The sequence below is a fragment of the Streptomyces sp. NPDC004732 genome (assembly GCF_040609235.1).
Lineage (GTDB): Bacteria > Actinomycetota > Actinomycetes > Streptomycetales > Streptomycetaceae > Streptomyces.
Genome location: NZ_JBEXJR010000015.1, coordinates 14445 through 35590 on the forward strand (window position 1 = coordinate 14445; position 21146 = coordinate 35590).

General features: G+C 72.3%; 17 protein-coding genes. 10 read left to right on the forward strand and 7 right to left on the reverse strand.

All coding sequences use genetic code 11. The annotated features are described in order from the left end of the window. Window positions 1–3 precede the first annotated feature (3 nt). Window positions 4–1839 (reverse strand): hypothetical protein, encoded by a 1836-nt coding sequence (locus ABZV77_RS35015; RefSeq protein ID WP_356266048.1) that lies wholly within the window; start codon window positions 1837–1839, stop codon window positions 4–6. Window positions 1840–2023: 184 nt separating this feature from the next. On the opposite strand from ABZV77_RS35015, the gene radA reads away from it, so the two are divergent. Together radA and disA are read left to right on the forward strand one after the other, a co-directional pair. Continuing rightward, a complete protein-coding gene (gene radA, locus ABZV77_RS35020) occupies window positions 2024–3442 on the forward strand; it encodes a DNA repair protein RadA (protein ID WP_356266051.1) in 1419 nt (472 codons plus the stop codon). Window positions 3443–3520: 78 nt separating this feature from the next. Beyond that, window positions 3521–4645, forward strand: coding sequence for a DNA integrity scanning diadenylate cyclase DisA (gene disA / locus ABZV77_RS35025; protein WP_055565640.1), 1125 nt, complete (start codon window positions 3521–3523; stop codon window positions 4643–4645). A 46-nt stretch (window positions 4646–4691) separates the two neighbouring features. Here the strand turns inward: disA and ABZV77_RS35030 are convergent, their stop codons facing one another. Beyond that, entirely contained in the window at window positions 4692–5498 is an 807-nt protein-coding gene (locus tag ABZV77_RS35030; RefSeq protein WP_356266054.1) for a hypothetical protein, read from the reverse strand. A gap of 173 nt (window positions 5499–5671) precedes the next feature. Here ABZV77_RS35030 and ABZV77_RS35035 point away from each other — a divergent pair, with 173 nt between their 5' ends. Continuing rightward, window positions 5672–6424 (forward strand): phosphatase PAP2 family protein, encoded by a 753-nt coding sequence (locus tag ABZV77_RS35035; RefSeq protein ID WP_356266057.1) that lies wholly within the window; start codon window positions 5672–5674, stop codon window positions 6422–6424. Between the two features lie 16 nt (window positions 6425–6440). Here the strand turns inward: ABZV77_RS35035 and ABZV77_RS35040 are convergent, their stop codons facing one another. Continuing rightward, window positions 6441–7136 carry a response regulator transcription factor gene (locus ABZV77_RS35040; RefSeq protein WP_356266060.1) on the reverse strand — a complete coding sequence of 232 codons (696 nt, stop codon included), beginning with the start codon at window positions 7134–7136 and terminating at the stop codon, window positions 6441–6443. Continuing rightward, entirely contained in the window at window positions 7133–8794 is a 1662-nt protein-coding gene (locus ABZV77_RS35045) for a histidine kinase (RefSeq protein ID WP_356266063.1), read from the reverse strand. The genes ABZV77_RS35040 and ABZV77_RS35045 overlap by 4 nt, the downstream gene beginning before the upstream one ends. 474 nt (window positions 8795–9268) lie before the next feature. Here ABZV77_RS35045 and ABZV77_RS35050 point away from each other — a divergent pair, with 474 nt between their 5' ends. From ABZV77_RS35050 to cseC, 5 genes are all read left to right on the forward strand, one after another. Beyond that, window positions 9269–10204 carry an A/G-specific adenine glycosylase gene (locus ABZV77_RS35050; RefSeq protein WP_356266066.1) on the forward strand — a complete coding sequence of 312 codons (936 nt, stop codon included), beginning with the start codon at window positions 9269–9271 and terminating at the stop codon, window positions 10202–10204. Window positions 10205–10453: 249 nt separating this feature from the next. Next, window positions 10454–10993 carry a SigE family RNA polymerase sigma factor gene (locus ABZV77_RS35055; RefSeq protein ID WP_055567865.1) on the forward strand — a complete coding sequence of 180 codons (540 nt, stop codon included), beginning with the start codon at window positions 10454–10456 and terminating at the stop codon, window positions 10991–10993. 41 nt (window positions 10994–11034) lie between these two features. Next, on the forward strand, window positions 11035–11619 hold the full coding sequence (locus tag ABZV77_RS35060) for a hypothetical protein (RefSeq protein WP_356266069.1): 585 nt from the start codon (window positions 11035–11037) through the stop codon (window positions 11617–11619). A gap of 81 nt (window positions 11620–11700) precedes the next feature. Beyond that, window positions 11701–12414 carry a two-component system response regulator CseB gene (gene cseB / locus ABZV77_RS35065; RefSeq protein ID WP_356266072.1) on the forward strand — a complete coding sequence of 238 codons (714 nt, stop codon included), beginning with the start codon at window positions 11701–11703 and terminating at the stop codon, window positions 12412–12414. A 68-nt stretch (window positions 12415–12482) separates the two neighbouring features. Next, window positions 12483–13874: a two-component system sensor histidine kinase CseC gene (gene cseC / locus ABZV77_RS35070; protein ID WP_356266075.1), complete on the forward strand. Its 1392-nt coding sequence runs from the start codon at window positions 12483–12485 to the stop codon at window positions 13872–13874. 88 nt (window positions 13875–13962) lie between these two features. Here cseC and ABZV77_RS35075 read toward each other — a convergent pair whose 3' ends face one another. Further along, on the reverse strand, window positions 13963–15594 hold the full coding sequence (locus tag ABZV77_RS35075) for an MDR family MFS transporter (RefSeq protein WP_356266078.1): 1632 nt from the start codon (window positions 15592–15594) through the stop codon (window positions 13963–13965). 143 nt (window positions 15595–15737) lie between these two features. On the opposite strand from ABZV77_RS35075, the gene ABZV77_RS35080 reads away from it, so the two are divergent. Then, window positions 15738–16331 carry a TetR/AcrR family transcriptional regulator gene (locus ABZV77_RS35080; RefSeq protein ID WP_055567868.1) on the forward strand — a complete coding sequence of 198 codons (594 nt, stop codon included), beginning with the start codon at window positions 15738–15740 and terminating at the stop codon, window positions 16329–16331. An 18-nt stretch (window positions 16332–16349) separates the two neighbouring features. Here the strand turns inward: ABZV77_RS35080 and ABZV77_RS35085 are convergent, their stop codons facing one another. Continuing rightward, window positions 16350–17006: a M23 family metallopeptidase gene (locus ABZV77_RS35085; protein WP_356266081.1), complete on the reverse strand. Its 657-nt coding sequence runs from the start codon at window positions 17004–17006 to the stop codon at window positions 16350–16352. Between the two features lie 511 nt (window positions 17007–17517). On the opposite strand from ABZV77_RS35085, the gene ABZV77_RS35090 reads away from it, so the two are divergent. Then, the gene (locus ABZV77_RS35090; protein ID WP_356266084.1) at window positions 17518–20652 is read left to right on the forward strand and encodes an NACHT domain-containing protein; all 3135 of its coding nucleotides are present in this window, start codon (window positions 17518–17520) and stop codon (window positions 20650–20652) included. Here ABZV77_RS35090 and ABZV77_RS35095 read toward each other — a convergent pair. Beyond that, a complete protein-coding gene (locus ABZV77_RS35095; RefSeq protein WP_356266087.1) occupies window positions 20642–21037 on the reverse strand; it encodes an ATP-binding protein in 396 nt (131 codons plus the stop codon). The genes ABZV77_RS35090 and ABZV77_RS35095 overlap by 11 nt on opposite strands. Window positions 21038–21146 lie beyond the last annotated feature (109 nt).

Here is a 21146-nt window from a genome sequence, read left to right on the forward strand (position 1 = left end):
GCCCTAGCTCGGGCTCGGCTCCCCGCCCCCGTCGCTCGGTGGCGGTGACGAGTCGCTCGGCCCCGGGTCCGACGGGGTGGGCGTCGGATCGGACGGGCCCGGGTCCGAGGGCCCGGGATCGGACGGACCAGGATCCGAGGGACCTGGGTCCGAGGGCCCCGGGTCGGAGGGTCCTGGATCGGACGGGCCCGGATCCGAGGGTCCTGGATCGGACGGGCCGGGGTCCGAGGGCCCCGGGCCCGGACCGGGATGGGTCGGCGGCCGCCCGTCCCCGTACCCGTCGATCGCGATGACCGCGCCCGAGGGCGCGAGGGAGACCCGTGCGCTCCAGTGCCCCGCGGGCTCGCGGGTGTGGTCGACGTACACCTGGATGGTGATGGACTGCCCCGGCGCGAGCGTCCCCGACGAGCGGCTCAGATAGAGCCAGGACGCGCTCTCGCTCGCCGACCAGTGCACCGGTGCGCCACCGGACGCCGTCAGCGTGATGAGTGTCGTGTCGCCGCTGGGCTGGGCCTCGACGGTGAGGCGGCCCGGGCCCGTCGACGAGTGGGACGGGGACCCGCCGCTGATGACCTCCACGGAGACGTCGGGTGAGTGGCTGCCCTTGGTGAAGCGGGGCTCGGGGCCCTTGCGGGCGTTGCCCGCGTTCTCGTACCCGTCCTGGGAGCGGTCGCTGCCGAGGCCTCCGGCGCCGCCGTCCTCGCTCGCGGTGACCGAACGGCCGTCCTGGCCCTCGCCGGTGAACGGCGCTCCTCGGTAGGCGGCCCAGAGGGCGAGCACCGGGGCGGCCACCACGGTGGCGACGACGGTCGTCGTGACGGCACGCGCGCGGAAGCGGTCGCGGCGGGCGGCGTGGTCCTTGGGGTCCATCGGGAAACCGCGCCTGTCGTAGCGGGGGCCGCCGCCACGCGCGCGTGGGATGTGCGCCATCGCCATGTGGAGGGCGGGCCGCGGGGCCTCTACGACGGGGAGCGCGGCCGGGCTCACGGCCGTGCCGGGCCAGGCGCCGGCACCGGCGCGCTCGGCGGTGCGGCGGCAGCGCGGGCAGTCGTCGACGTGCCGGACGAGCTCGCGGCGCAGGGCGGTGCCGAGCAGCAGCTGGCTGTCGCCGGTGAGGCGGGCCACGATGGGGCAGCTGCCGGTCTCCACGACGGCGAGGGCGGCGCGGGTGCGCTCCACCTCGCAGGCGGCGGAGGCGAGCAGGCCGCGGGCCTTGGTGAGGTCCATGCCGAGGACGGCGGCGGCCTGGGCGGGGGTGAGCTGGTGGCGGACGGCCAGCTCGAGGGCCTCGCGCTGCTCGGGGGTCGTGCCCGCGGCTTCCGGCCAGGCGAGCTGGGCCAGCTCGCGGCGGCGCTGCCGCTCGGTCTCTTCGGAGGCTTCCTGCGATGCGTCCGCCGGGCTATCCGATTGCTGCCCGGACGGCCCGGAGGGCTTGGCCGGGGTCTTGGCCGGGGCCTTGGAAGGGGTCTTGGAAGGGGTCTTGCCCGCGCCGTGCGCATGCCGTCCGCCCTCCTTGTTGCGCTTGGCCTCGGCCAGTCGGCGCAGGCAGACCCAGCGGGCGAGGGCGTAGAGCCAGGTCTTCAGCTCGGTCTCGGTCTCGGGGCCGCGGGCGCCGCGGCGCTCGGCGTGGTGGAGCACGTCCCCCAGGGCCGCGGTCGCCGCGTCGTGATCGCAGAGCACGGACAGGCAGTACGTGAACAGGCCGTCCAGACACGGTTCGTACCGCGCGGGAGGCATGGTCCGGGGCGCCGGGCGGGGCACCACGCGCTTGCGCGCATCACGGTGCGCCCGGTGTGCGCCGGTTGTGTTCGTGGGAGATTCCGGCCTGCTGCTCATCACCCGTGCGAAGTTAGGCGGATGATGCAGGCCACTTCCGCCCTCTTGAGCACATTTAATCCTTACGGGTGAACAGATCCCTCAAAAGGGGACAGGAATATCGGATTCCGCGGTCTTGGTTCGCACACGCGGCCTACGAGATGCGAACGGGACGGCGCTGTCAGTGGGCTCGGCTACGGTTTCGACCATGGCTGCCCGTACGAAATCCGGGAACACCGGGAAGCAACGCCCGTCCTACCGCTGCACCGAGTGCGGCTGGCAGACGGCCAAGTGGCTCGGCCGCTGCCCAGAGTGCCAGGCCTGGGGGACGGTCGAGGAGTACGGCGCGCCCGCGGTCCGCACGACCGCCCCCGGCCGCGTCACCTCGTCCGCCGTCCCGATCGCCCAGGTCGACGTGCGCCAGGCCACCGCGCGCTCCACCGGCGTGCCCGAGCTGGACCGCGTGCTCGGCGGCGGTCTGGTCCCCGGCGCCGTGGCGCTGCTCGCGGGCGAGCCCGGCGTCGGCAAGTCCACCCTCCTCCTGGACGTCGCGGCGAAGGCGGCGAGCGACGAGCACCGCACGCTCTATGTGACGGGTGAGGAGTCGGCGAGCCAGGTCCGGCTGCGCGCCGACCGCATCGGCGCCATCAACGACCACCTGTATCTGGCGGCCGAGACCGATCTCGCCGCCGTCCTCGGCCACTTGGACGCGGTCAAGCCCTCCCTCCTGATCCTCGACTCGGTCCAGACGGTCGCCTCGCCCGAGATCGACGGGGCGCCCGGCGGCATGGCGCAGGTCCGCGAGGTCGCGGGCGCCCTGATCCGCGCCTCCAAGGAGCGCGGCATGGCCACGCTCCTCGTCGGACACGTCACCAAGGACGGCGCCATCGCGGGCCCCCGCCTCCTGGAGCACCTCGTCGACGTGGTCCTCCAGTTCGAGGGCGACCGGCACGCGCGCCTGCGCCTCGTCCGAGGCGTCAAGAACCGGTACGGCGCGACGGACGAGGTCGGCTGCTTCGAACTGCACGACGAGGGCATCACCGGACTCGCCGACCCCAGCGGCCTCTTCCTCACCCGCCGCGACGAGCCCGTCCCCGGCACCTGTCTGACCGTCACCCTCGAAGGCCGCCGCCCCCTGGTGGCCGAGGTCCAGGCGCTCACCGTCGACTCACAGATCCCGAGCCCCCGCCGCACCACATCCGGCCTGGAGACCTCCCGCGTCTCGATGATGCTGGCCGTCCTGGAGCAGCGCGGCAGGATCACCGCCCTCGGCAAGCGCGACATCTACAGCGCGACGGTCGGCGGCGTGAAGCTCTCCGAGCCCGCCGCGGACCTCGCCGTCGCCCTCGCCCTGGCCAGCGCCGCCAGTGACACTCCCCTGCCGAAGAATCTCGTCGCGATCGGCGAAGTGGGCCTGGCGGGCGAGGTCAGACGGGTCACCGGCGTCCAGCGCAGACTGTCCGAGGCCCACCGTCTGGGCTTCACCCACGCCCTCGTGCCGGCCGATCCGGGGAAGATCCCGGCCGGTATGAAGGTCATCGAAGTCGCCGACATGGGGGACGCCCTCCGTGTCCTTCCGAGGTCGCGTAGCCGAGAGGCCCCACGGGAGGAGGAAGAGCGCCGGTAGACTTTGCCCTGGTCTCGCCCATCCGTACGAAGCAGGGTGGCGGCGAAGACCTGGAGAACCTGCGACCGAGGGAGTGCAGTGGCAGCCAACGACCGGGCAGCGGTTCCCGGCAAGCCGGGTTCGGGCTCCGGTGCCGATGGGCTGATGCGCGCCTCCCTGAGCGCCGTCGCGCCCGGGATGGCACTGCGCGACGGCCTGGAGCGCATCCTCCGCGGCAACACCGGCGGACTGATCGTCCTCGGCTGGGACAAGACCGTCGAGTCGATGTGCACCGGCGGATTCATCCTGGACGTCGAGTTCACGGCGACGCGCCTGCGCGAGCTGTGCAAGCTCGACGGCGGCATCGTCCTGGACAAGGACATCACCAAGATCCTGCGGGCCGGTGTGCAGCTCGTGCCGGATCCGACGATCCCCACGGAGGAGACAGGCACCCGGCACCGCACGGCGGACCGGGTGAGCAAGCAGGTCGGCTTCCCCGTCGTCTCGGTGTCCCAGTCGATGCGGCTGATCGCGCTGTACGTGGACGGGCAGCGGCGCGTCCTGGAGGACTCGGCGGCGATCCTGTCCCGGGCCAACCAGGCACTCGCCACCCTGGAGCGGTACAAGCTCCGCCTCGACGAGGTCGCGGGCACGCTCTCCGCGCTGGAGATCGAGGACCTGGTGACCGTGCGGGACGTCACCGCCGTCGCCCAGCGCCTCGAAATGGTGCGCCGCATCGCCACGGAGATCGCCGAGTACGTGGTGGAGCTCGGCACGGACGGGCGTCTCCTCGCCCTCCAGCTGGACGAGTTGATCGCGGGCGTCGAGCCCGAGCGCGAGCTGGTCGTGCGGGACTACGTTCCCGAGCCCACGGCCAAGCGGTCGCGCACGGTCGACGAGGCGCTGGCCGAGCTGGACTCCCTCACGCACGCGGAGCTCCTCGAACTCCCCACGGTGGCGCGCGCCCTGGGTTACACGGGCTCCCCCGAGGCGCTGGACTCCGCGGTCTCCCCGCGGGGCTTCCGTCTCCTCGCCAAGGTCCCCCGGCTCCCCGGAGCGATCATCGACCGCCTCGTCGAGCACTTCGGCGGCCTGCAGAAGCTGCTCGCCGCCAGCGTGGACGACCTGCAGACGGTGGACGGCGTCGGCGAGGCCCGGGCCCGCAGCGTCCGCGAGGGCCTGTCACGCCTTGCGGAGTCCTCGATCCTCGAACGGTACGTCTGACCTAGCTCGCCACGTCCGACCTGAACGCCGCGCCCGGCCCCGAGCGTCAGTCCTTCTCCAGGACGAAGGACGCCTGGGCCGTGCCGAGGCCGGGGGCCTTGGCCTCGACCAGGTACGTGCCCGGGGCGGCCGATCCCGCCGAAGGCGTGGCGCACTGGGGCTCGCTGGCCCGCCGGTCCCACTGCACCGAGTGCGTGATCCGCCCCTCCGCAGGCACCCGCAGCAGCAGGCTTCCGCTGCCGTCGGGGCAGTCGGCCGAGGACCAGAACTCGTCGTCACCCTCGGCCTGAGTGATCGTCAGCACCGTGCCCTTGCCGCCGAGGTCGAGCTTGCAGGCCTTGCCGCCGCTGTTCTCGGCGATCAGCTCGAACTTCGGCTTCTCGTCGATCGCGTACCGGTTCTCGATGCTGCGGACCTTCAACTTCACGTCGCCGCTGGTGCAGTTGGGCAGTCGCGTACCGGCCGGAAGGCGGTCGCCCGAGCCACCGCCGCCCTTCGCGCCGTCCTCGGAGCCGCCGCCACCGGAACCACCGCCGGAGCCCGAGCCGCCCGAACCGCCGGAACCCGAACCGCCGGAACCGCCCGAGCCGGAGCCCGAGCCCTCGCTCGACTCGTCCCGGCCGCCCGGGTGTTGGCTGATCGCGGGGCCGGACCCGGAGGGTCCTGGCGTGATGGACGTCGCCGGGCCGTTGCCGCCGGGCCCGTCCGCGTTGTTGCCGCCGCCCCCGCCACCAGAGGTGACGACCCAGACGACCAGGAGCAGCAGTAGGCCGAGTAGGGACAGCAGAACGGCCCTCCGACGCCAGTAAATGGTGGAGGGAAGCGGCCCGACCGGATTGCGCAGAGATCCCACGCCCAAACCTTACGAGAGATCCGGTGCTTCTCCCGCCCCACCCGCCGCCTTCGGCGACAAAGTTTCCGGATCATCATCCCGGGACGCCCCTCCGCCCCCTGTCCATCGACAGGTGCGTGACCGGACGATCGCCAGATGTGACGATTCGGTCGTACTCCGTACCGTCCGTAATCATGGACACCATGACCGACGATCTCTACCGCGATATCACCGACTTCGCCCACGACACGCCATCGTGGTTCCAGCACCTCGCCGAGGTGTGGACGGAGCTCGGACTGCTGCTCTTCGGTGTGCTCTTCATCGTCGCCTGGTGGCGGGCCAGGCGCGGCGACCCGCGCGCCCTGGCGGTCGCGGTGCTCGCTCCACTCGCCACGGCGGTGGCCTATGTGTGCAGCGAGTTGCTCAAGTCCGTGATCGACGAGGAGCGGCCCTGCCGGGCGGTGTCCGGCGCGCTGACGCCACTCGTCGAGTGCCCGCCGCACGGCGACTGGTCCTTCCCCAGCAACCACTCGGCGATCGCGGGCGCCGCCGCCGTCGGCCTCGCGCTCGCCTGGCCGCGCATCGCGGCGCTGACCGTGCCGATGGCCGTGCTCATGGCCTTCTCGCGGGTCTTCGTCGGCGTGCACTACCCGCACGACGTGGCGGTGGGTCTCGTCTTCGGCGCGGTGATCGTGTTCCTGCTCGTACGGGTCACCACGCGTCCGGTGGCACGGATCACGCTGGCGATGCGCGGGTCTTCGACGGGCGTCGTGAAGTGGTTCGCGGGCCCGGGTCCCGGCCGGGGACGGGGCCGCGCCCAGGTCCCCGCGCCCGCCCAGGCCCCGGCGCCGCAGCCCCCGGCACCTCAGCCCCCGGCGTACGACCCCGCCGCGTACGACCCGCCGACCATGACGATCCGCCGGGACGACACGCAGCGGCCCTACTGATCCCCCCTCAGCAGAGTCAGTCCGTCTCCGGGACGAGCCCCGCCTCGTACGCGACGATCGCCGCCTGAACGCGGTTCTTGACCCCGAGCCGGTCGAGGACCGCGCTCACATACGCCTTGACCGTGCCTTCCACGAGGTGCAGGCGCGCGGCGATCTCCGGGTTGGACAGGCCCGCGCCGACCAGGCCGAGCACCTCGCGTTCGCGCGGGGTGAGGGCCCCGACGCGGGTGCGGGCGGTGGCGGCGCGGTCCATGCGCCGGGCACCGAAGCCGTCGATGACGTGCCGGGCGACCTTGGGCGAGAGGAAGGCGGCGCCGCCTGCCACCGCCCGTACGCCCGCGATGAGTTCGTGCGGGTCGCCGGACTTCAGCAGGAAGCCGGTGGCTCCGCCGCTCAGGGCCCGCGCGATGTACGCGTCCTCGGAGAACGTCGTCAGCATCGCCACCGCCGTGCCGGGCACCGTCCGCGCGATCTCCTCCCCCGCGGCGAGGCCGTCCAGGAGGGGCATGCGGATGTCGAGCAGCACCACGTCCGGCCGGTGGGCCTGCGCCAGGGACACGGCCTCGCGTCCGTCACCGGCCTCCGCGACCACCTCGATGTCCCGCCCCGCGCCGAGAATGGCCCGCACCCCGGCCCGGATCATGGCCTCGTCGTCGGCCAGCAGCACACGGATGGCGGGGGCGGCGCCGTCCCTCGATCGCGGCTCGTTCATCGCATGCGCTCCGTCTTCTGTAGGTCTTTGTTCCGCTTCTTGTCGGCCTCGCTCGCCGTGGGGATGACCGCCTTGTCCACGAGGCGGCCCTGCTCTCCGCCGCCGAAGCAGAGCCTGAAGTGCGCGACGGCGGTGAAGAGCTCGCCGCTCGCCCGGTAGTACGCGCAGTCGGCGCCCGGTGGCGGCGGAGTCGGCGCGCGTTCGAGCGGCGGGTCGGCGACGGTCCGGTCCGGCAGGACGCGCTCGGCCTCGGCGCGTGGCTCACCGACGCGCAGGCGCGCGTAGTCGGCGGGGGCGAGGACGGAGTGCGTCCGGGAGTACGCGTACCAGGCGAAGGTGCCGCCGACGAGCAGCACTCCCGCGGTGACGGCGGCGCCGAAGGCCAGGGCGGTGCGGCGGCGGGCGTGGGCGAGGCGGGCTCCGGCGGGCGCGGGCGGCAGGGAGGCGACGCCCCGGTGCGGGAGGCGGGCGGTGACCCGGAAGCCGTGGCCGTACGGGCCCGCTTCGAGCGTGCCGCCGAGGTCGGTGAGGCGGGCGTGCAGGGTGCGCAGGCCGGAGCCGCCGTGGGACGGGGTCGCGGGCCCGGCGCCTGCCTCGTCGGTGCGGCCGTCGACATGGCCGTCGATATGGGCGTCGACACGGCCGTTGGTGACGGTCACCGCCGTCGCGGAGCCGTCCCGCGCGACCGTGACGGTGACGTGGGCGCCCGGCGCGTGCTTCGCGGCGTTGGTGAGGGCCTCCTGGACGACACGGTGGACGGTCCCCTCGGTCAACTCAGCCGACTCGGTCAGCTCGGTCAACTCACGACGCGCCGGATCACTCTGCGCGTCGGGGCGGGGCCCGTCATCCGCGTACGTGATGCGGAGCCCCGACTCCGTGGCGCGCGCGACGAGTGCCGCGACGCTCTCGCCCGCCGGGGCCAGCGGCGCCTGCTCGTCGCCCTCCTCGCGGAGCAGGCCGATGATCGCGTGCAGCCGGTCCGTGGCCTGCGAGGCGGCCTCGCGGAGGTCGGCGGCGGCTCCGCGGTGCGGATCCGGCAGGTCGGGGGCGACCTGGAGGGCCCCTGCCCGTACGGCGATCAGGCTCAGCTCGTGCCCCAGGGAGTCGTGCATGTCCTGGGCGATGCGGGCCCGCTCGCGCAGCCTGGCGCGGTCGGCGACGATGCGCTGCTCGCGCTCCAGCTGGTCGGCGCGGGCCCAGCCCGCAGCGGCCAGTTCGCGGCCCTGGCGCCAGTAGCGGCCCGCGAGCCAGGGGAAGACCGCGCCGAACACGAGCGTCGCCATGAGGACGGACCACTCGACGGCCGGGTCGACGTCGCGCACGGCGATCTTGACCGTGCCGACGACGGCGATGCCCCCGAAGCCCAGGAGGGCGGTCCTCGCGCGGTCCGCGCGGCGGCCGAGGAGCAGCGCGAAGACGGCGAACGCCGGGCCGTAGGCGAGGGTGAAGAGGGAGGGGGCGGTGGCGACGCCGAGGGCGGCGGCGAGGAGGAAGGCGGGGAGGGGACGGGCCCGGCAGAGGGCCACGGCGACGGCGAGGACCGTCAGGCCGGTGAGCTGCTGCGCCACGGAGAGGGGTTCGTTCAGGCCCAGCCGGTCCACGGCCACGACGGGCACGGCGAGCGCCGCCCACAGCGGCACGCCCTCCTTGAGCCTCACCACTCCCCTCTTCGCCCCCTTCACCGCGCGCTGAGTCACCCTCCGAGCCCCACCTTGATCCGCACCCCGAGCCACACCTTGATCCGCGCCCCAAGCCACTCGCTGACCCGCCCCCTCCGCCATCCCCCGAGCCACACCCTGCCCCCCCGAGCCACGTCCTCCACCGCACCCCAAGCCACACCTTGACCCGCACCCCGAGCCACTCGCTGACCCGCCCCCGAGCCACTCGCTGACCCACTCCCCGAGCCGCACCCTCCGCCATCCCCCGAGCCACACCCCTGCCCCGCCCCCCGAGCCACGCCCTCCGCCGCCCCCGAACCACTCCCCCGACGCTACTAACCCCCCACCACCCCCCACCCCTGCCGATCGTCAGGTCATCGCCCACCCCCGGGCCCCCCGCGCCGGGGAAACCGGTGAAGCGAGCCGCGCGGTTGGCCCGTGGCCCGGCGACGGCGTGGCAGGATCGGGTGTGCCATGACTGCGCCCACGAAGCCCCTGCCGAACAGCCCCGTCCCCGGGGACGCCCCCGAGCCCGCAGGCGAGTCCCTGCACCGTCCCGTCATCGCGTGGTTCGACACGCATGCCCGTGATCTGCCGTGGCGTCATGAGGACGCCGGGCCGTGGGGCGTGATGGTCAGCGAGTTCATGCTCCAGCAGACGCCCGTCAGCCGCGTGCTGCCCGTGTACGAGCAGTGGCTGGCCCGCTGGCCCCGTCCCGCCGACCTCGCCAAGGAGGCGCCCGGTGAGGCCGTCCGCGCCTGGGGACGGCTCGGCTATCCGCGCCGCGCCCTGCGGCTGCACGGCGCCGCCGTCGCCATAACGGAGCGGCACGGCGGCGACGTACCGAGGCAGCACGCCCAGCTGCTCGCGCTGCCCGGCATCGGGGAGTACACGGCCGCCGCCGTGGCCTCGTTCGCGTACGGGCAGCGGCACGCCGTGCTCGACACGAACGTGCGCCGGGTCTTCGCGCGGGCCGTGACCGGCGTGCAGTACCCGCCGAACGCCACGACCGCCGCCGAGCGCAAGCTCGCCCGTGCCCTGCTGCCCGAGGACGAGGAGACCGCGTCCCGCTGGGCGGCCGCCTCCATGGAGCTCGGCGCCCTGGTCTGCACGGCGAAGAGCGAGAACTGCGCCAAGTGCCCGATCGCCGGGCAGTGCGCCTGGCGCGCGGCGGGGAAGCCCGCGCACGAGGGTCCGGCCCGCCGCGGGCAGACGTACGCGGGGACGGACCGGCAGGTGCGGGGCAAGCTGCTCGCGGTGCTCCGGGAGGCCGTGGCGCCCGTGCCGCAGGCAGCGCTCGACCGGGTGTGGGACGAGCCCGTGCAGCGGGCCCGCGCGCTGGACGGGCTGGTCGCTGACGGGCTCGTGGAGCCGCTGCCGGACGGTTTGTACCGGCTGCCCCTGACGTGACCGGCTTTCTCTTGACCTGACCGGCTTTCCCTGACCTGCCCGCCTTCGACCCGATGGCAGGGGCCCCCGAGGCCCTGGTAAACGCAGGGATTTACTCGGGGCCTACTTCTGTTACACAACCTACGTACAGCCGTGCGTCCGCCGCTGGCTGCTCCGCACAACCCCGTGACAAGGCCTCCGTAGCTTCATACCTGTACCGCACAGCAAGGACCGCGGTCGGCAATGGGGACGGAACGGAGGCGGTTTGATATGGCGCACGGCGAGGTGCTCGAGTTCGAAGAGTACGTCCGCACTCGGCAGGATGCTCTGCTGCGCAGTGCCCGGCGCCTGGTCCCGGACCCCGTCGACGCCCAGGACCTGCTGCAGACCGCGCTCGTGCGGACGTACGGCCGCTGGGACGGCATAGCCGACAAGCGGCTCGCGGACGCCTACCTGCGCCGCGTCATGATCAACACCCGTACGGAGTGGTGGCGCGCCCGCAAGCTCGAAGAGGTGCCCACCGAGCAGTTGCCCGACGCGAGCGTGGAAGACTCCACCGAGCAGCACGCGGACCGCGCGCTGCTGATGGACATCATGAAGGTGCTCGCACCCAAGCAGCGCAGCGTGGTCGTGCTGCGACACTGGGAGCAGATGTCCACAGAGGAGACGGCCGCCGCCCTCGGCATGTCGGCCGGAACGGTCAAGAGCACGCTGCACCGGGCGCTCGCCAGGCTCCGCCAGGAGCTGGAGAGCCGTGACCTGGACGCCCGCGCGCTCGAACGTGAGGAGCGGGAGAGTTGCGCGGCCTAGGCCCTCGGGTCAGACACGGCGTAAAGGCGGCGAGCGCGGCGGTGGCCACGTTCGCCGCCCTCGGCCTTTTGCTCTCCGCCTGCTCGACGGGCGGTTCCGGCGCGCGCGACGAGGGCCCTGCCAGCAGTGAGCCCGTGGCGTCCACGGCGCCGTCCCCTTCGCCCTCGGCCTCCGTGCCGACGAAGAAGATCGACGCGGTGCGGCTCGTCAAGGAGGACCCGAAGGTCAGTACGGCGATCAAGCGGGATCTGAAGCCGTGCGTGGGGAAGGCCTACCCGGTGGACGTCTCGTACGGGAACCTGACCGGCGGATCGGCATCGGATGTTGTGGTGAACGTGCTGACGTGCGGTGATGCCGTGGGGATCGGCAGTTACGTCTATCGCGCTCAGGGCGATAAGTACGAGAATGTCTTCCAGGCCGAGGAGCCCGCCTCCGTCTACGCCGAGATCGACCGGGGCGCCCTGGTCGTGACGAAGCAGCTGTACGAGTCGGGCGACTCGGTGGCCTATCCCTCCGGCGAGGAAGTGATCACGTACCGCTGGTCGACGAACCGCTTCACGGAGTCGGGGCGCACGCGCAACGACTTCGGCAACGCGGTGGGGCCGACCGAGCCGTCCACGGACTGACCTGTCCCGCGGTCCGCCCGCCGGACACCGACACCCCGACGCCCGAACGCCCTACGCACCGAGAAGGACTGAGAGCACCCGATGGCAGAGCAGACCCACGTCCTGTTCGTCGAGGACGACGACGTCATCCGTGAGGCCACCCAGCTCGCCCTGGAGCGCGACGGTTTCGCCGTGACCGCCATGCCGGACGGTCTCGCGGGCCTGGAGGCGTTCCGCGCCGACCGGCCGGACATCGCCCTGCTCGACGTGATGGTGCCGGGCCTGGACGGCGTCTCGCTGTGCCGCCGCATCCGTGACGAGTCGACCGTCCCGGTGATCATGCTGTCGGCCCGTGCCGACTCCATCGACGTCGTGCTCGGCCTGGAGGCGGGCGCCGACGACTACGTGACGAAGCCGTTCGACGGCGCCGTCCTGGTCGCCCGCATCCGCGCCGTCCTGCGCCGCTTCGGGCACGCGAGCGGTCCCGGCTCGGCCGGGTCCGGCCAGGACGAGAGCGGCGCGGAGGACGGCGGGGTGCTGAACTTCGGCGACCTGGAGATCGACACGGTCGGCATGGAGGTGCGCAGGGGCGACGCCCCGGTGGCACTGACGCCGACCGAGATGCGCCTGCTGCTGGAATTCTCCTCCGCCCCCGGCACGGTCCTCTCCCGCGACAAGCTCCTGGAGCGGGTGTGGGACTACGGCTGGGGCGGTGACACCCGCGTCGTCGACGTCCATGTGCAGCGGCTGCGCACGAAGGTGGGCCAGGACCGCATCGAGACGGTCCGCGGCTTCGGTTACAAGCTCAAGGCGTGAGCGGGACCCGTGCCGAGAAGAGAACAGAGCGGACGCCGGGCGACCGGGGGATTCAGGGGACGACGCATATGAACGGGGGGCGCAGGGCGGTCGAGCGGGTCCGCGAGGTGTTCCGGTCCGGCGGGCGCCTGCGCGCGGGCCTGCACGTGCGCACGGGCGTGCGCTGGAAGATCGCCGCGGCGATCGCCCTGGTCGGGGCGCTGGTCGCGATCGCCCTGAGCCTGGTCGTGCACAACGCCGCGCGGGTCTCGATGCTCGACAACGCGCGCGACGTGCAGGACGAGCGCATCCAGTTCGCGCTGCGCCTGTACTCCTCCGCGTCCCAGCGGCAGACGCTGCAGTTCGGCACGAAGGTCGACGACCCCGAGCTGCCGCAGGAGCTGCGGCAGAAGGTCCTCACCGGCCGCCGCGCCACGTACGTCGAGGAGAAGCCCGACGGCGTGCCCGACATCTGGGCCGCCGTGCCGCTCGCGGACGGCCACGTCCTGTCGCTGCACTCCCGTTTCACCGACCGCAGCGCCACCGTCATGAAGGACCTCGACCAGGCCCTCGTCATCGGTTCGATCGCGGTCGTCTTCGGCGGCTGCGCGCTGGGCGTGCTGATCGGCGGGCAGCTGTCGCGGCGCCTGCGCAAGGCGGCGACGGCGGCGAGCGAGGTCGCCCAGGGCCAGACGGACGTCAGCGTCCGTGAGGCGATCGGCGGTGTCGTACGGGACGAGACCGACGACGTGGCGAGCGCCGTGGACGCCATGGCCGACGCACTCAAGCAGCGCCTGGAGGCCGAGCGCCGGGTGACCGCGGACATCGCGCACGAGCTGCGCACGCCGGTGACCGGGCTGCTCACGGCGGCCGAGCTGCTGCCGCCGGGACGGCCGACCGAGCTCGTCAGGGACCGCGCGCAGGCGATGCGCACGCTCGTCGAGGACGTGCTCGAAGTGGCGCGCCTCGACTCCGCCGCCGAGCGCGCGGAGCTGCAGGACATCACCCTCGGCGAGTTCGTGTCCCGGCGCATGGCCGTCCTGAGCACGGACGTGCGGGTGACGGTGGTGCACGAGTCGGAGGTCACCACCGACCCGCGCCGTCTGGAGCGCATCCTCGGCAATCTCGTCGCCAACGCGGCCAAGCACGGCAAGCCGCCCATCGAGGTCAGCGTCGAGGGCCGGGTGGTCCGGGTCCGCGACCACGGCCCCGGCTTCCCCGAGGCGCTCCTCGACGAGGGTCCGAGCCGCTTCCGCACGGGCAGCACCGACCGCGCGGGGCACGGGCACGGCCTCGGTCTGACGATCGCGGCGGGCCAGGCGCGGGTGCTCGGCGCGCGGCTCACCTTCCGCAACGTACGCCCCGCGGGCGCGGCTCCCGATGTGCCTTCCGAGGGCGCGGTCGCGGTGCTGTGGCTGCCGGAGCACGCGCCCACGAACACGGGCAGCTATCCGGTGCTGAAGCTGCCGGACAACCTCTGACATCTCCGTACGCGGATGTGGACAGGGAACGGCCCCCGGCGCACTGCGCGCCGGGGGCCGTTGTCCGCCGAGGGGCGGGCGGTGGAGATCAGACGGGTTCCGCCACCGTCTGCCCGGCCGCCCGCGCGGAGTCCCCTTCCGCGTCCCCGGCAGGCTTGTCCGCGGGGCCCGAGCCGCGCAGCGGGACCTCCTTCACGAAGAAGGAGGCGAGCAGGGCCACCACGCTGATGGCGGCGCCGAGCAGGAAGGCCGAGTGCGTACCGGCCGACACCGCGTGCTTGTAGGCGGCGGCGATGGCATCGGGCAGCTTCTTCAGGCTTTCCGCGTCCAGTTGCGCCGACGTCTCGGTGACCTTGCCGCCCATCGATCCGGCGCGCTCGGCCATCACGTCGTGGACGCGGTTGTTGAAGAGCGCGCCCATGATCGCGACGCCGAAGGAGGAGCCGAGCGTACGGAAGAGCGTGGCCGAGGACGAGGCGACGCCCATGTCCTTCATCTCGACGCTGTTCTGCGCGACCAGCATGGTGATCTGCATCAGGAAGCCCATGCCTGCGCCGAGCACCGCCATGTACAGGCCCGAGGTGAGGCGCGAGGTGCCGGTGTCCATCTGCGACAGCAGGTAGAAGCCGGTGCCCATCAGTACGGTGCCGACGATCGGGAAGAGGCGGTACTTGCCGGTGGAGGTGGTGACGCGGCCCGCGACCATCGAGACGGCCATCATCGAGAGCAGCATCGGCAGCAGCAGCAGACCGGAGTTGGTCGCGGACGCGCCCTGCACCGACTGCTGGAAGAGCGGCAGGAAGAGCATCGCGCCGAACATCACGAAGCCGGTGATGAAGCCGATCACGGCCATCAGCGAGAAGTTGAGGTTGCTGAAGATGTGCAGCGGCAGAATCGGTTCGGCGGCCTTCTTCTGTACGAAGAGGAAGCCGATGAGCGAGGCGACGCCGATGCCGATGAGCTCCATGATCACGGCCGAGCCCCAGGCGTACTCCGAACCGCCCCAGGTGGTGACGAGCACGAGCGCGCTGATGCCCACGGTGAGCAGGATCGCGCCGAGGTAGTCGATGCGCCCCTTCGCCTTCTTCTTGGGCAGGTGCAGGACGGAGGTCACCATGGCGAGGGCGACGGCGCCCAGCGGCAGGTTGATGTAGAAGGCCCAGCGCCAGCCCAGGTGGTCGGTGATGGAGCCGCCGACCAGCGGGCCGCCGATCATCGCGACCGCCATGACGCCGGTCATCATGCCCATGTACTTGCCGCGGTCCCGCGGGGGCACCAGGTCACCGATGATCGCCATGACGCCGACCATCAGTCCGCCCGCGCCGAGGCCCTGGATGGCCCGGAAGCCGATGAGCTGTCCCATGTCCTGCGCCATGCCGCTCAGTGCGGAACCGGCGAGGAAGATGACTATGGCGGTGAGGAAGGAGCCCTTGCGCCCGTACATGTCGCCGAGCTTGCCCCAGATGGGGGTGGAGGCGGCGGTCGCCAGGGTGTAGGCGGTCACCACCCACGACAGGTGCTCCATGCCGCCGAGGTCGCCGACGATCGTCGGCATCGCGGGGCCCACGATCATGTTGTCGAGCATCGCGAGCAGCATCGCGATCATCAGGGCCATCAGCACGACACGCACGCTGCGCGGCTGCGGCTCGCCCTTCTCGAGCTGCGCGGCCGCACCGGTCGCCCCGGCCCCCGCGACCGCCCCGGTCGATTTCTCTGGCATGTGTCCCACTCCCCGTACTCTGCCGAGCACCCCGATACTTACTTGCCGCCCGGCTAGCTGATTACACTGGGGAAGGTAGACCCCTAACTAGCCGGGCGTCAAGTAAGTTCATTCGAAGTTCAGTGGAGCCGAGGAGCACCCCGATGGGCACGGGCACAGGCACGAGCAAGCAGCAGCGCCGCGGGAACACGCGCCAACGGATCCAGGACGTAGCCCTCGAACTCTTCGCCGAGCAGGGGTACGAGAAGACGTCGCTGCGGGAGATCTCCGAGCGCCTGGAGGTCACGAAGGCGGCGCTCTACTACCACTTCAAGACCAAGGAAGACATCCTGACCAGCATCTTCGATGACCTCACCAGGCCCATCGACGAGCTGATCGCCTGGGGCCACGAGCAGCCGCGGCCGGTCTCCCTGGAGACCAAGCAGCTGACCCTGACCCGGTACAGCGAGATCCTCATCCACGCGGCGCCCCTCTTCCGCTTCATGCAGGAGAACCAGGCGACGATGCGCGACCTGAAGACCGGCGAGAGCTTCAAGGACCGCATGCTCGGGATCTACGAGATCCTCAAGGATCCGGACGCGCCGATGTCCGACCAGGTGCGCTGCTTCAGCGCGCTGTTCACCATGCACGGCGGGATGTTCGTGCTCAAGGACGTCGAAGGCGACCCCGAGGAGAAGCGCAAGGCCATCCTGGAGGTCGCCATCGATCTGGTGACACGGGCGCACACGGGCGCCTGAGCGGTTACGGGGCGTGTGTCAGATCTTCACGCCCACCGACGCGAGGAACTTGACCGGGTCCACGGCCGTGCCGTAGTTCGGCGCCGTACGGATCTCGAAGTGCAGGTGCGGACCGCTGGAGTTCCCGGTGTTGCCGGAGAGGGCGATGCGCTGGCCGGTGCCCACGGCCTGGCCCACCCGGACGTCGACCTGCGAGAGGTGCGCGTACTGGGAGAAGGTGCCGTTGCTGTGCTTGATCACGACGGCGTTGCCGTACGCGGGACCGTCACCGGCGCCGTTCGGTCCCGCCTTGACGACGGTGCCGCCGTGCACGGCACCGACCGAGGTGCCGACCGGCACGGCGAAGTCCTGGCCCGAGTGCTTGTGGGACCACATGGTGCCGCCGAGGCCGAAGCTCGCGGAGAGCGTGTAGTTCTTGACCGGGTCGACCCAGGAGGCAGCCTTCGCGGCGACGGCCTTCTTGACGTCCGCGGCCTTCTTGGCCTGTGCGTCGGCCTGCGCCTGGACGGAGTTCACGGCGACGCCGGGCAGCGCCCCACCGCTCTTGGCGTCCCCCGCGGCGACCGAGACCCCCGCGCCGAGGACCGTCGACACTCCGACGCCCGCGGCGACGACGGCCACGCGGGTGCGGAAGAACGACGGGCCGGGACGGTGGGACTTGGTGCGCTTCGACATGGGGATGTCCTCCGGGGTGTGACGACTGCGATGACGACTGCGGTGACGCCTGACGCGACGACCGAGGGGGGCATGAACGGACCCGGCAGGCGGGGCGGGTGGATCACCCGCCGACCGCGCTTCGCCGGGTCGGTCATCCCTTGGTAACCCCCACCCCCGCCGCCACCCAAAACGCCCATCTACTACCCAAAGCCGTAGCGGGAGACGGGGATTTAGTCCGCTTGACACCGCCAAATCCGGACAATTACCCCACAGTCCGGTAACGGGGTTTCCTCTCCTCGCGCGCGTTTAGCCGCACGTCGGAGCCGCTCCCGACCCGCACCCCCACCAGGGCCGCACCCGCCGCGGCCGGACGCGCCCAAGGTCCCGGAGGTTGCGGGCCGAAGGTCCCGACCGGCGATCCCATCGCATCCACTATTCCGCCTAGTACCGGACAAAAGGCCTGTGCGGCATGTCACCGGCCCCCGAGATCCACCCCGCCGCGAATGTGACCCCCACTACGCTCACGCCCATGGATCCCGCGGTCATCGGCACCCGCCTGGCGTCGAGCGCCGTCGCCCCCCTGGTCAAAAGGCTGTTCGTACGGGAGGGCCCCGGCGCGGGCCTGGTGGCGAAGCCGGTGCGGCTGTCCTCCCTGGTGTCGTTCCGGGGCGAGCAGCGCACGCTGGGCAGGCGGGACGTGCGGCGCCTCGCGGAGCGGCTGGTGGCGGCGTCCCTGGCCGCTCCCGGCGAGCGCACCTTCCCGCCGGACGAGGCCCTGGCCGTCACCGACGCCCTGGCCCGGGTGCTGCTCTCGCTCGGGGACCTCGACATGGACGACGTCCAGGCCGTCCGCCTCGGCCACCGGGAGCTGGCCCGCGAACTCGTGCGCGGCGCGGCGGGCAGCGGGCCGCCCCTCGCCGCCGAGCTGTCCCAGGACGCCGCCCTCTACCTCGACTCGGTCACCGAGTGGGCGTGCCTGCACATCCTGCAGTTCTTCACGCAGCGCTCCACGTTCGTCGCGGCGACGCTGGTCGCGCAGAGCCGGAGCCAGGACGAGCTGATCGCGAAGGTCGACGAGCTGATCGCCCGCAGGCCGGTCGCCGGGGCGCAGGACCTCGCCTTCGAGCGGCGCTATCTCGCGTACGTCGCGAAGAAGCACGCCAAGCTGACGATCTTCGGCATCGACCTGTCGCGCTCCCCGGGGAAGTGGCCGCTGGACGCCGCCTACATGTCGCTGGAGGCGGAGCCGCCCGGACGCGTCGGGACCGTCCGCTACCCGTCGGGGGCGGAGCACCACCCGGAAGAGGTGGAGGTCGTCGAGCACACGCCCCCGCTCCCCGCGGACCAAGCCCTCGCCACCCACGACCGGGTCCTCCTCCGGGGCGAGGCGGGCTCCGGCAAGACCACGCTCGTGCAGTGGCTGGCGGTGAGCGCGACCCGCCGGGACGCGGCGGGACCGGATTCCACCGCGGCGCACCGTCCGATGGCGTACCTGGACGACCGCGTCCCCTACGTACTCCCCCTGCGCACCCTCACCCGCCACGGCGAGCGGCTGCCCGCTCCCCCGGACTTCCTCGCCTCGACCGGCTGCCCGCTCGCGGGCACGCAGCCGCAGGGGTGGGAGGCCCGCGTCCTGACGGCGGGCCGCGCCCTGGTCCTGATCGACGGCATCGACGAGATACCGGACGCCGAGCGCGACCGGACCCGGGCCTGGCTGAGCGACCTGATCGACGCGTTTCCCGGCAACCGCTGGCTGGTGACGTCGCGCCCGTCGGCCGTGCGCGAGGACTGGCTCACCGAGGAGGGCTTCACCGAGCTGACGCTCTCCCCGATGGGGAAGGCTGAGGTGGCGGCGTTCATCGAGCGCTGGCACACCGCGGCGACCACCGGCGTCGCGGAGGAGGACGCCGCGCTCGCCGGGTACGAGGAGCAGCTTCTGGAGGCCGTGCGGTCGAAGCCGGATCTGGGCCGCCTCGCCACCAACCCGCTCATGTGCGGCCTGATCTGCGCCCTCCACCGGGACCGGCGGGGCTTCCTGCCGATGGGCCGCAAGGACCTCTACACCGCTGCCCTCTCCATGCTCCTGGTCCGCCGCGACCGCGAACGCCACATGGCCGTGCCGGAGTTGCGGGAGGAGCCGCAGGTGCAGCTCCTGCAGCGGCTCGCGTACTGGCTGATCCGCAACGGCCGTACGGAAATGGACCGTTCGCGGGCGGAGTCCATCGTCGCGGACGTGCTCCCCGCGGTGCCCGAGCTGGCCGGGCTCGGCGACGCGGGGGCCGTCTACACCCACTTCCTGCACCGCAGCGGCCTCCTGCGCGAGCCGGGCCCCGGCACCGTCGACTTCGTCCACCGCACGTTCCAGGACTTCCTGGGCGCGCGGGCCGCGGTCGACGCGGGCGACTTCGGGGTCCTGGTCGAGCATGCGGCGGACGACCAGTGGGAGGACGTCATCCGCATGGCGGTGGCGCAGGCGCGGCCGCGTGAACGGGCGGAGATCCTCGGCGACCTGCTCACGCACGGGGACCACCACCCGCAGGACCGGGCCCGCAAGCGGATCCACCTCCTGGCGGCCGCCTGCCTGGAACACGCGGCGGAGCTGGACCCGGCGGTGCGGGAGGAGGTGGAGCGGCGCACGGCGGCGCTGATTCCGCCGCGGAGCGCGGCGGACGCACGGGCGCTGGCGAAGGTCGGGGCGATGGTGCTCGACCTGCTGCCGGGGCCCGACGGCCTCTCCGACGACGAGGCCCAGCAGGTGGCCGTCACCGCGACGCACGTGGACTCGGACGCCACGATCCCCTTTCTCGCCCGGTTCGCCGGGCACAGCGGTCCCGGCGTACGTAGCCAGCTGATGTGGGGGTGGCACCGCCACGCCTGCCGTCCGTACGCGGAGCAGGTCATCGCCCGGCTCGACGGGCACGGCATCAACTTCACCCTCCGCACCGACGAACAGGTGACCGAGCTCGAACGGCTCGGTCTGCGCCCGCGGCGGCTGGACATCAGACCGGGGCTCAGCCCCGACGTCGCCGCCCGCTTCATAGCGGCCTGCGAACCCACCTTCCTGCTGCTCAACAGGTTCCCGCCGAGCCTCCTGACGGCCGAGGCGCTGGCCGCCCTGGGCCGCCTGGACGGGCTCAGTGTCTTCGGCGCGCAGGAGCCGTGGAGCCTGGCGCCGTTCCCCGCCGAGGCTCCCCTGACGTTCCTCGGCCTGGTGGACTCCCGCGCCGCTCTGACCGACCTGCCGAGCCTGGCCCGCTGGCCGAAGCTGGCGCGGGTGGCCTTCAGCCACGACCATCCGGTGACGTCGAGGGACTGGGAGGTGTTCGCGACCCTGCCGGGGCTCACCGCCCTGAACCTGCCGTCGCGCTCCCTCATGACCATCCCGCCGGGGCTGACCCTGCCCGGCCTGGTCGACCTGCAGCTCACTCCCGACGACTCCTGGGGGGACCTGGCCTCCCGACTCTGCACGGTCGCGCCCGGACTCAAGCGCCTGTTCCTGCTGGACCATCCCGAGAGCAGCCCGGACCGGCACGCCCCCATCGACGTCTCCGCCCTGGCCCACCACCCGAGCCTGACGGAGCTGACGGTCCCCGCCGTGGCGGTGGGCCTGGACAGCATGCCCGCCCACATCGACGTACCCGTCTACGGCCCGCTCATCGATTGAGCTGAAACCACACTCCTTTGCCCGCGCTCGCGGGCGTCACTCCGCACACGTCCGACAGTGCGGTCACGAGGAAGAGCCCCCGTCCACTCTCCTGGTCCGCATCGGGCCTGCGCGGCGTGGGCAGTCGGTCGCCGCCGTCGTACACGGCGATGCGTACGTGGGTGGTGGCGACGGCGGCTCTCAGATGGACGTCGCTCTTCGTGTGCTGGTGCACGTTGGTCACCAGTTCGGAGGTGCAGAGGGCGGCGGCGTCCCCGAGGTGACCGAGGCCGAGGGTTTCCAAGGTGCGTTGTACGAAGTCGCGGCAGATCTTGGCGGAGTGGGCGTTGCCGGGGGTGAACAGGGTGTAGGTGTCCGACGTGAGGTCATGCGCGGGTACGCCCATGAGACGCCTCCATGGCGTTGAGGGTCGCTGTTTCGACTGTTGGATGACCGGCCCCACGTGGCCCGACCGCAGTGGCCTACCGCTCCTCGCGAACAACTCCCCGTCCGGC

Coding starts and splice junctions, on each gene's coding strand:
- ABZV77_RS35040 (WP_356266060.1), bottom strand. CDS start 7,136: ATGAACGAGCCGCGATCGAGGGACGGCGCCGCCCCCGCCATCCGTGTG.
- ABZV77_RS35090 (WP_356266084.1), top strand. CDS start 17,518: ATGGATCCCGCGGTCATCGGCACCCGCCTGGCGTCGAGCGCCGTCGCC.
- ABZV77_RS35095 (WP_356266087.1), bottom strand. CDS start 21,037: ATGGGCGTACCCGCGCATGACCTCACGTCGGACACCTACACCCTGTTC.
- ABZV77_RS35085 (WP_356266081.1), bottom strand. CDS start 17,006: ATGTCGAAGCGCACCAAGTCCCACCGTCCCGGCCCGTCGTTCTTCCGC.
- ABZV77_RS35055 (WP_055567865.1), top strand. CDS start 10,454: ATGGCGCACGGCGAGGTGCTCGAGTTCGAAGAGTACGTCCGCACTCGG.
- cseC (WP_356266075.1), top strand. CDS start 12,483: ATGAACGGGGGGCGCAGGGCGGTCGAGCGGGTCCGCGAGGTGTTCCGG.
- ABZV77_RS35050 (WP_356266066.1), top strand. CDS start 9,269: ATGACTGCGCCCACGAAGCCCCTGCCGAACAGCCCCGTCCCCGGGGAC.
- ABZV77_RS35075 (WP_356266078.1), bottom strand. CDS start 15,594: ATGCCAGAGAAATCGACCGGGGCGGTCGCGGGGGCCGGGGCGACCGGT.
- ABZV77_RS35080 (WP_055567868.1), top strand. CDS start 15,738: ATGGGCACGGGCACAGGCACGAGCAAGCAGCAGCGCCGCGGGAACACG.
- ABZV77_RS35035 (WP_356266057.1), top strand. CDS start 5,672: ATGGACACCATGACCGACGATCTCTACCGCGATATCACCGACTTCGCC.
- cseB (WP_356266072.1), top strand. CDS start 11,701: ATGGCAGAGCAGACCCACGTCCTGTTCGTCGAGGACGACGACGTCATC.
- radA (WP_356266051.1), top strand. CDS start 2,024: ATGGCTGCCCGTACGAAATCCGGGAACACCGGGAAGCAACGCCCGTCC.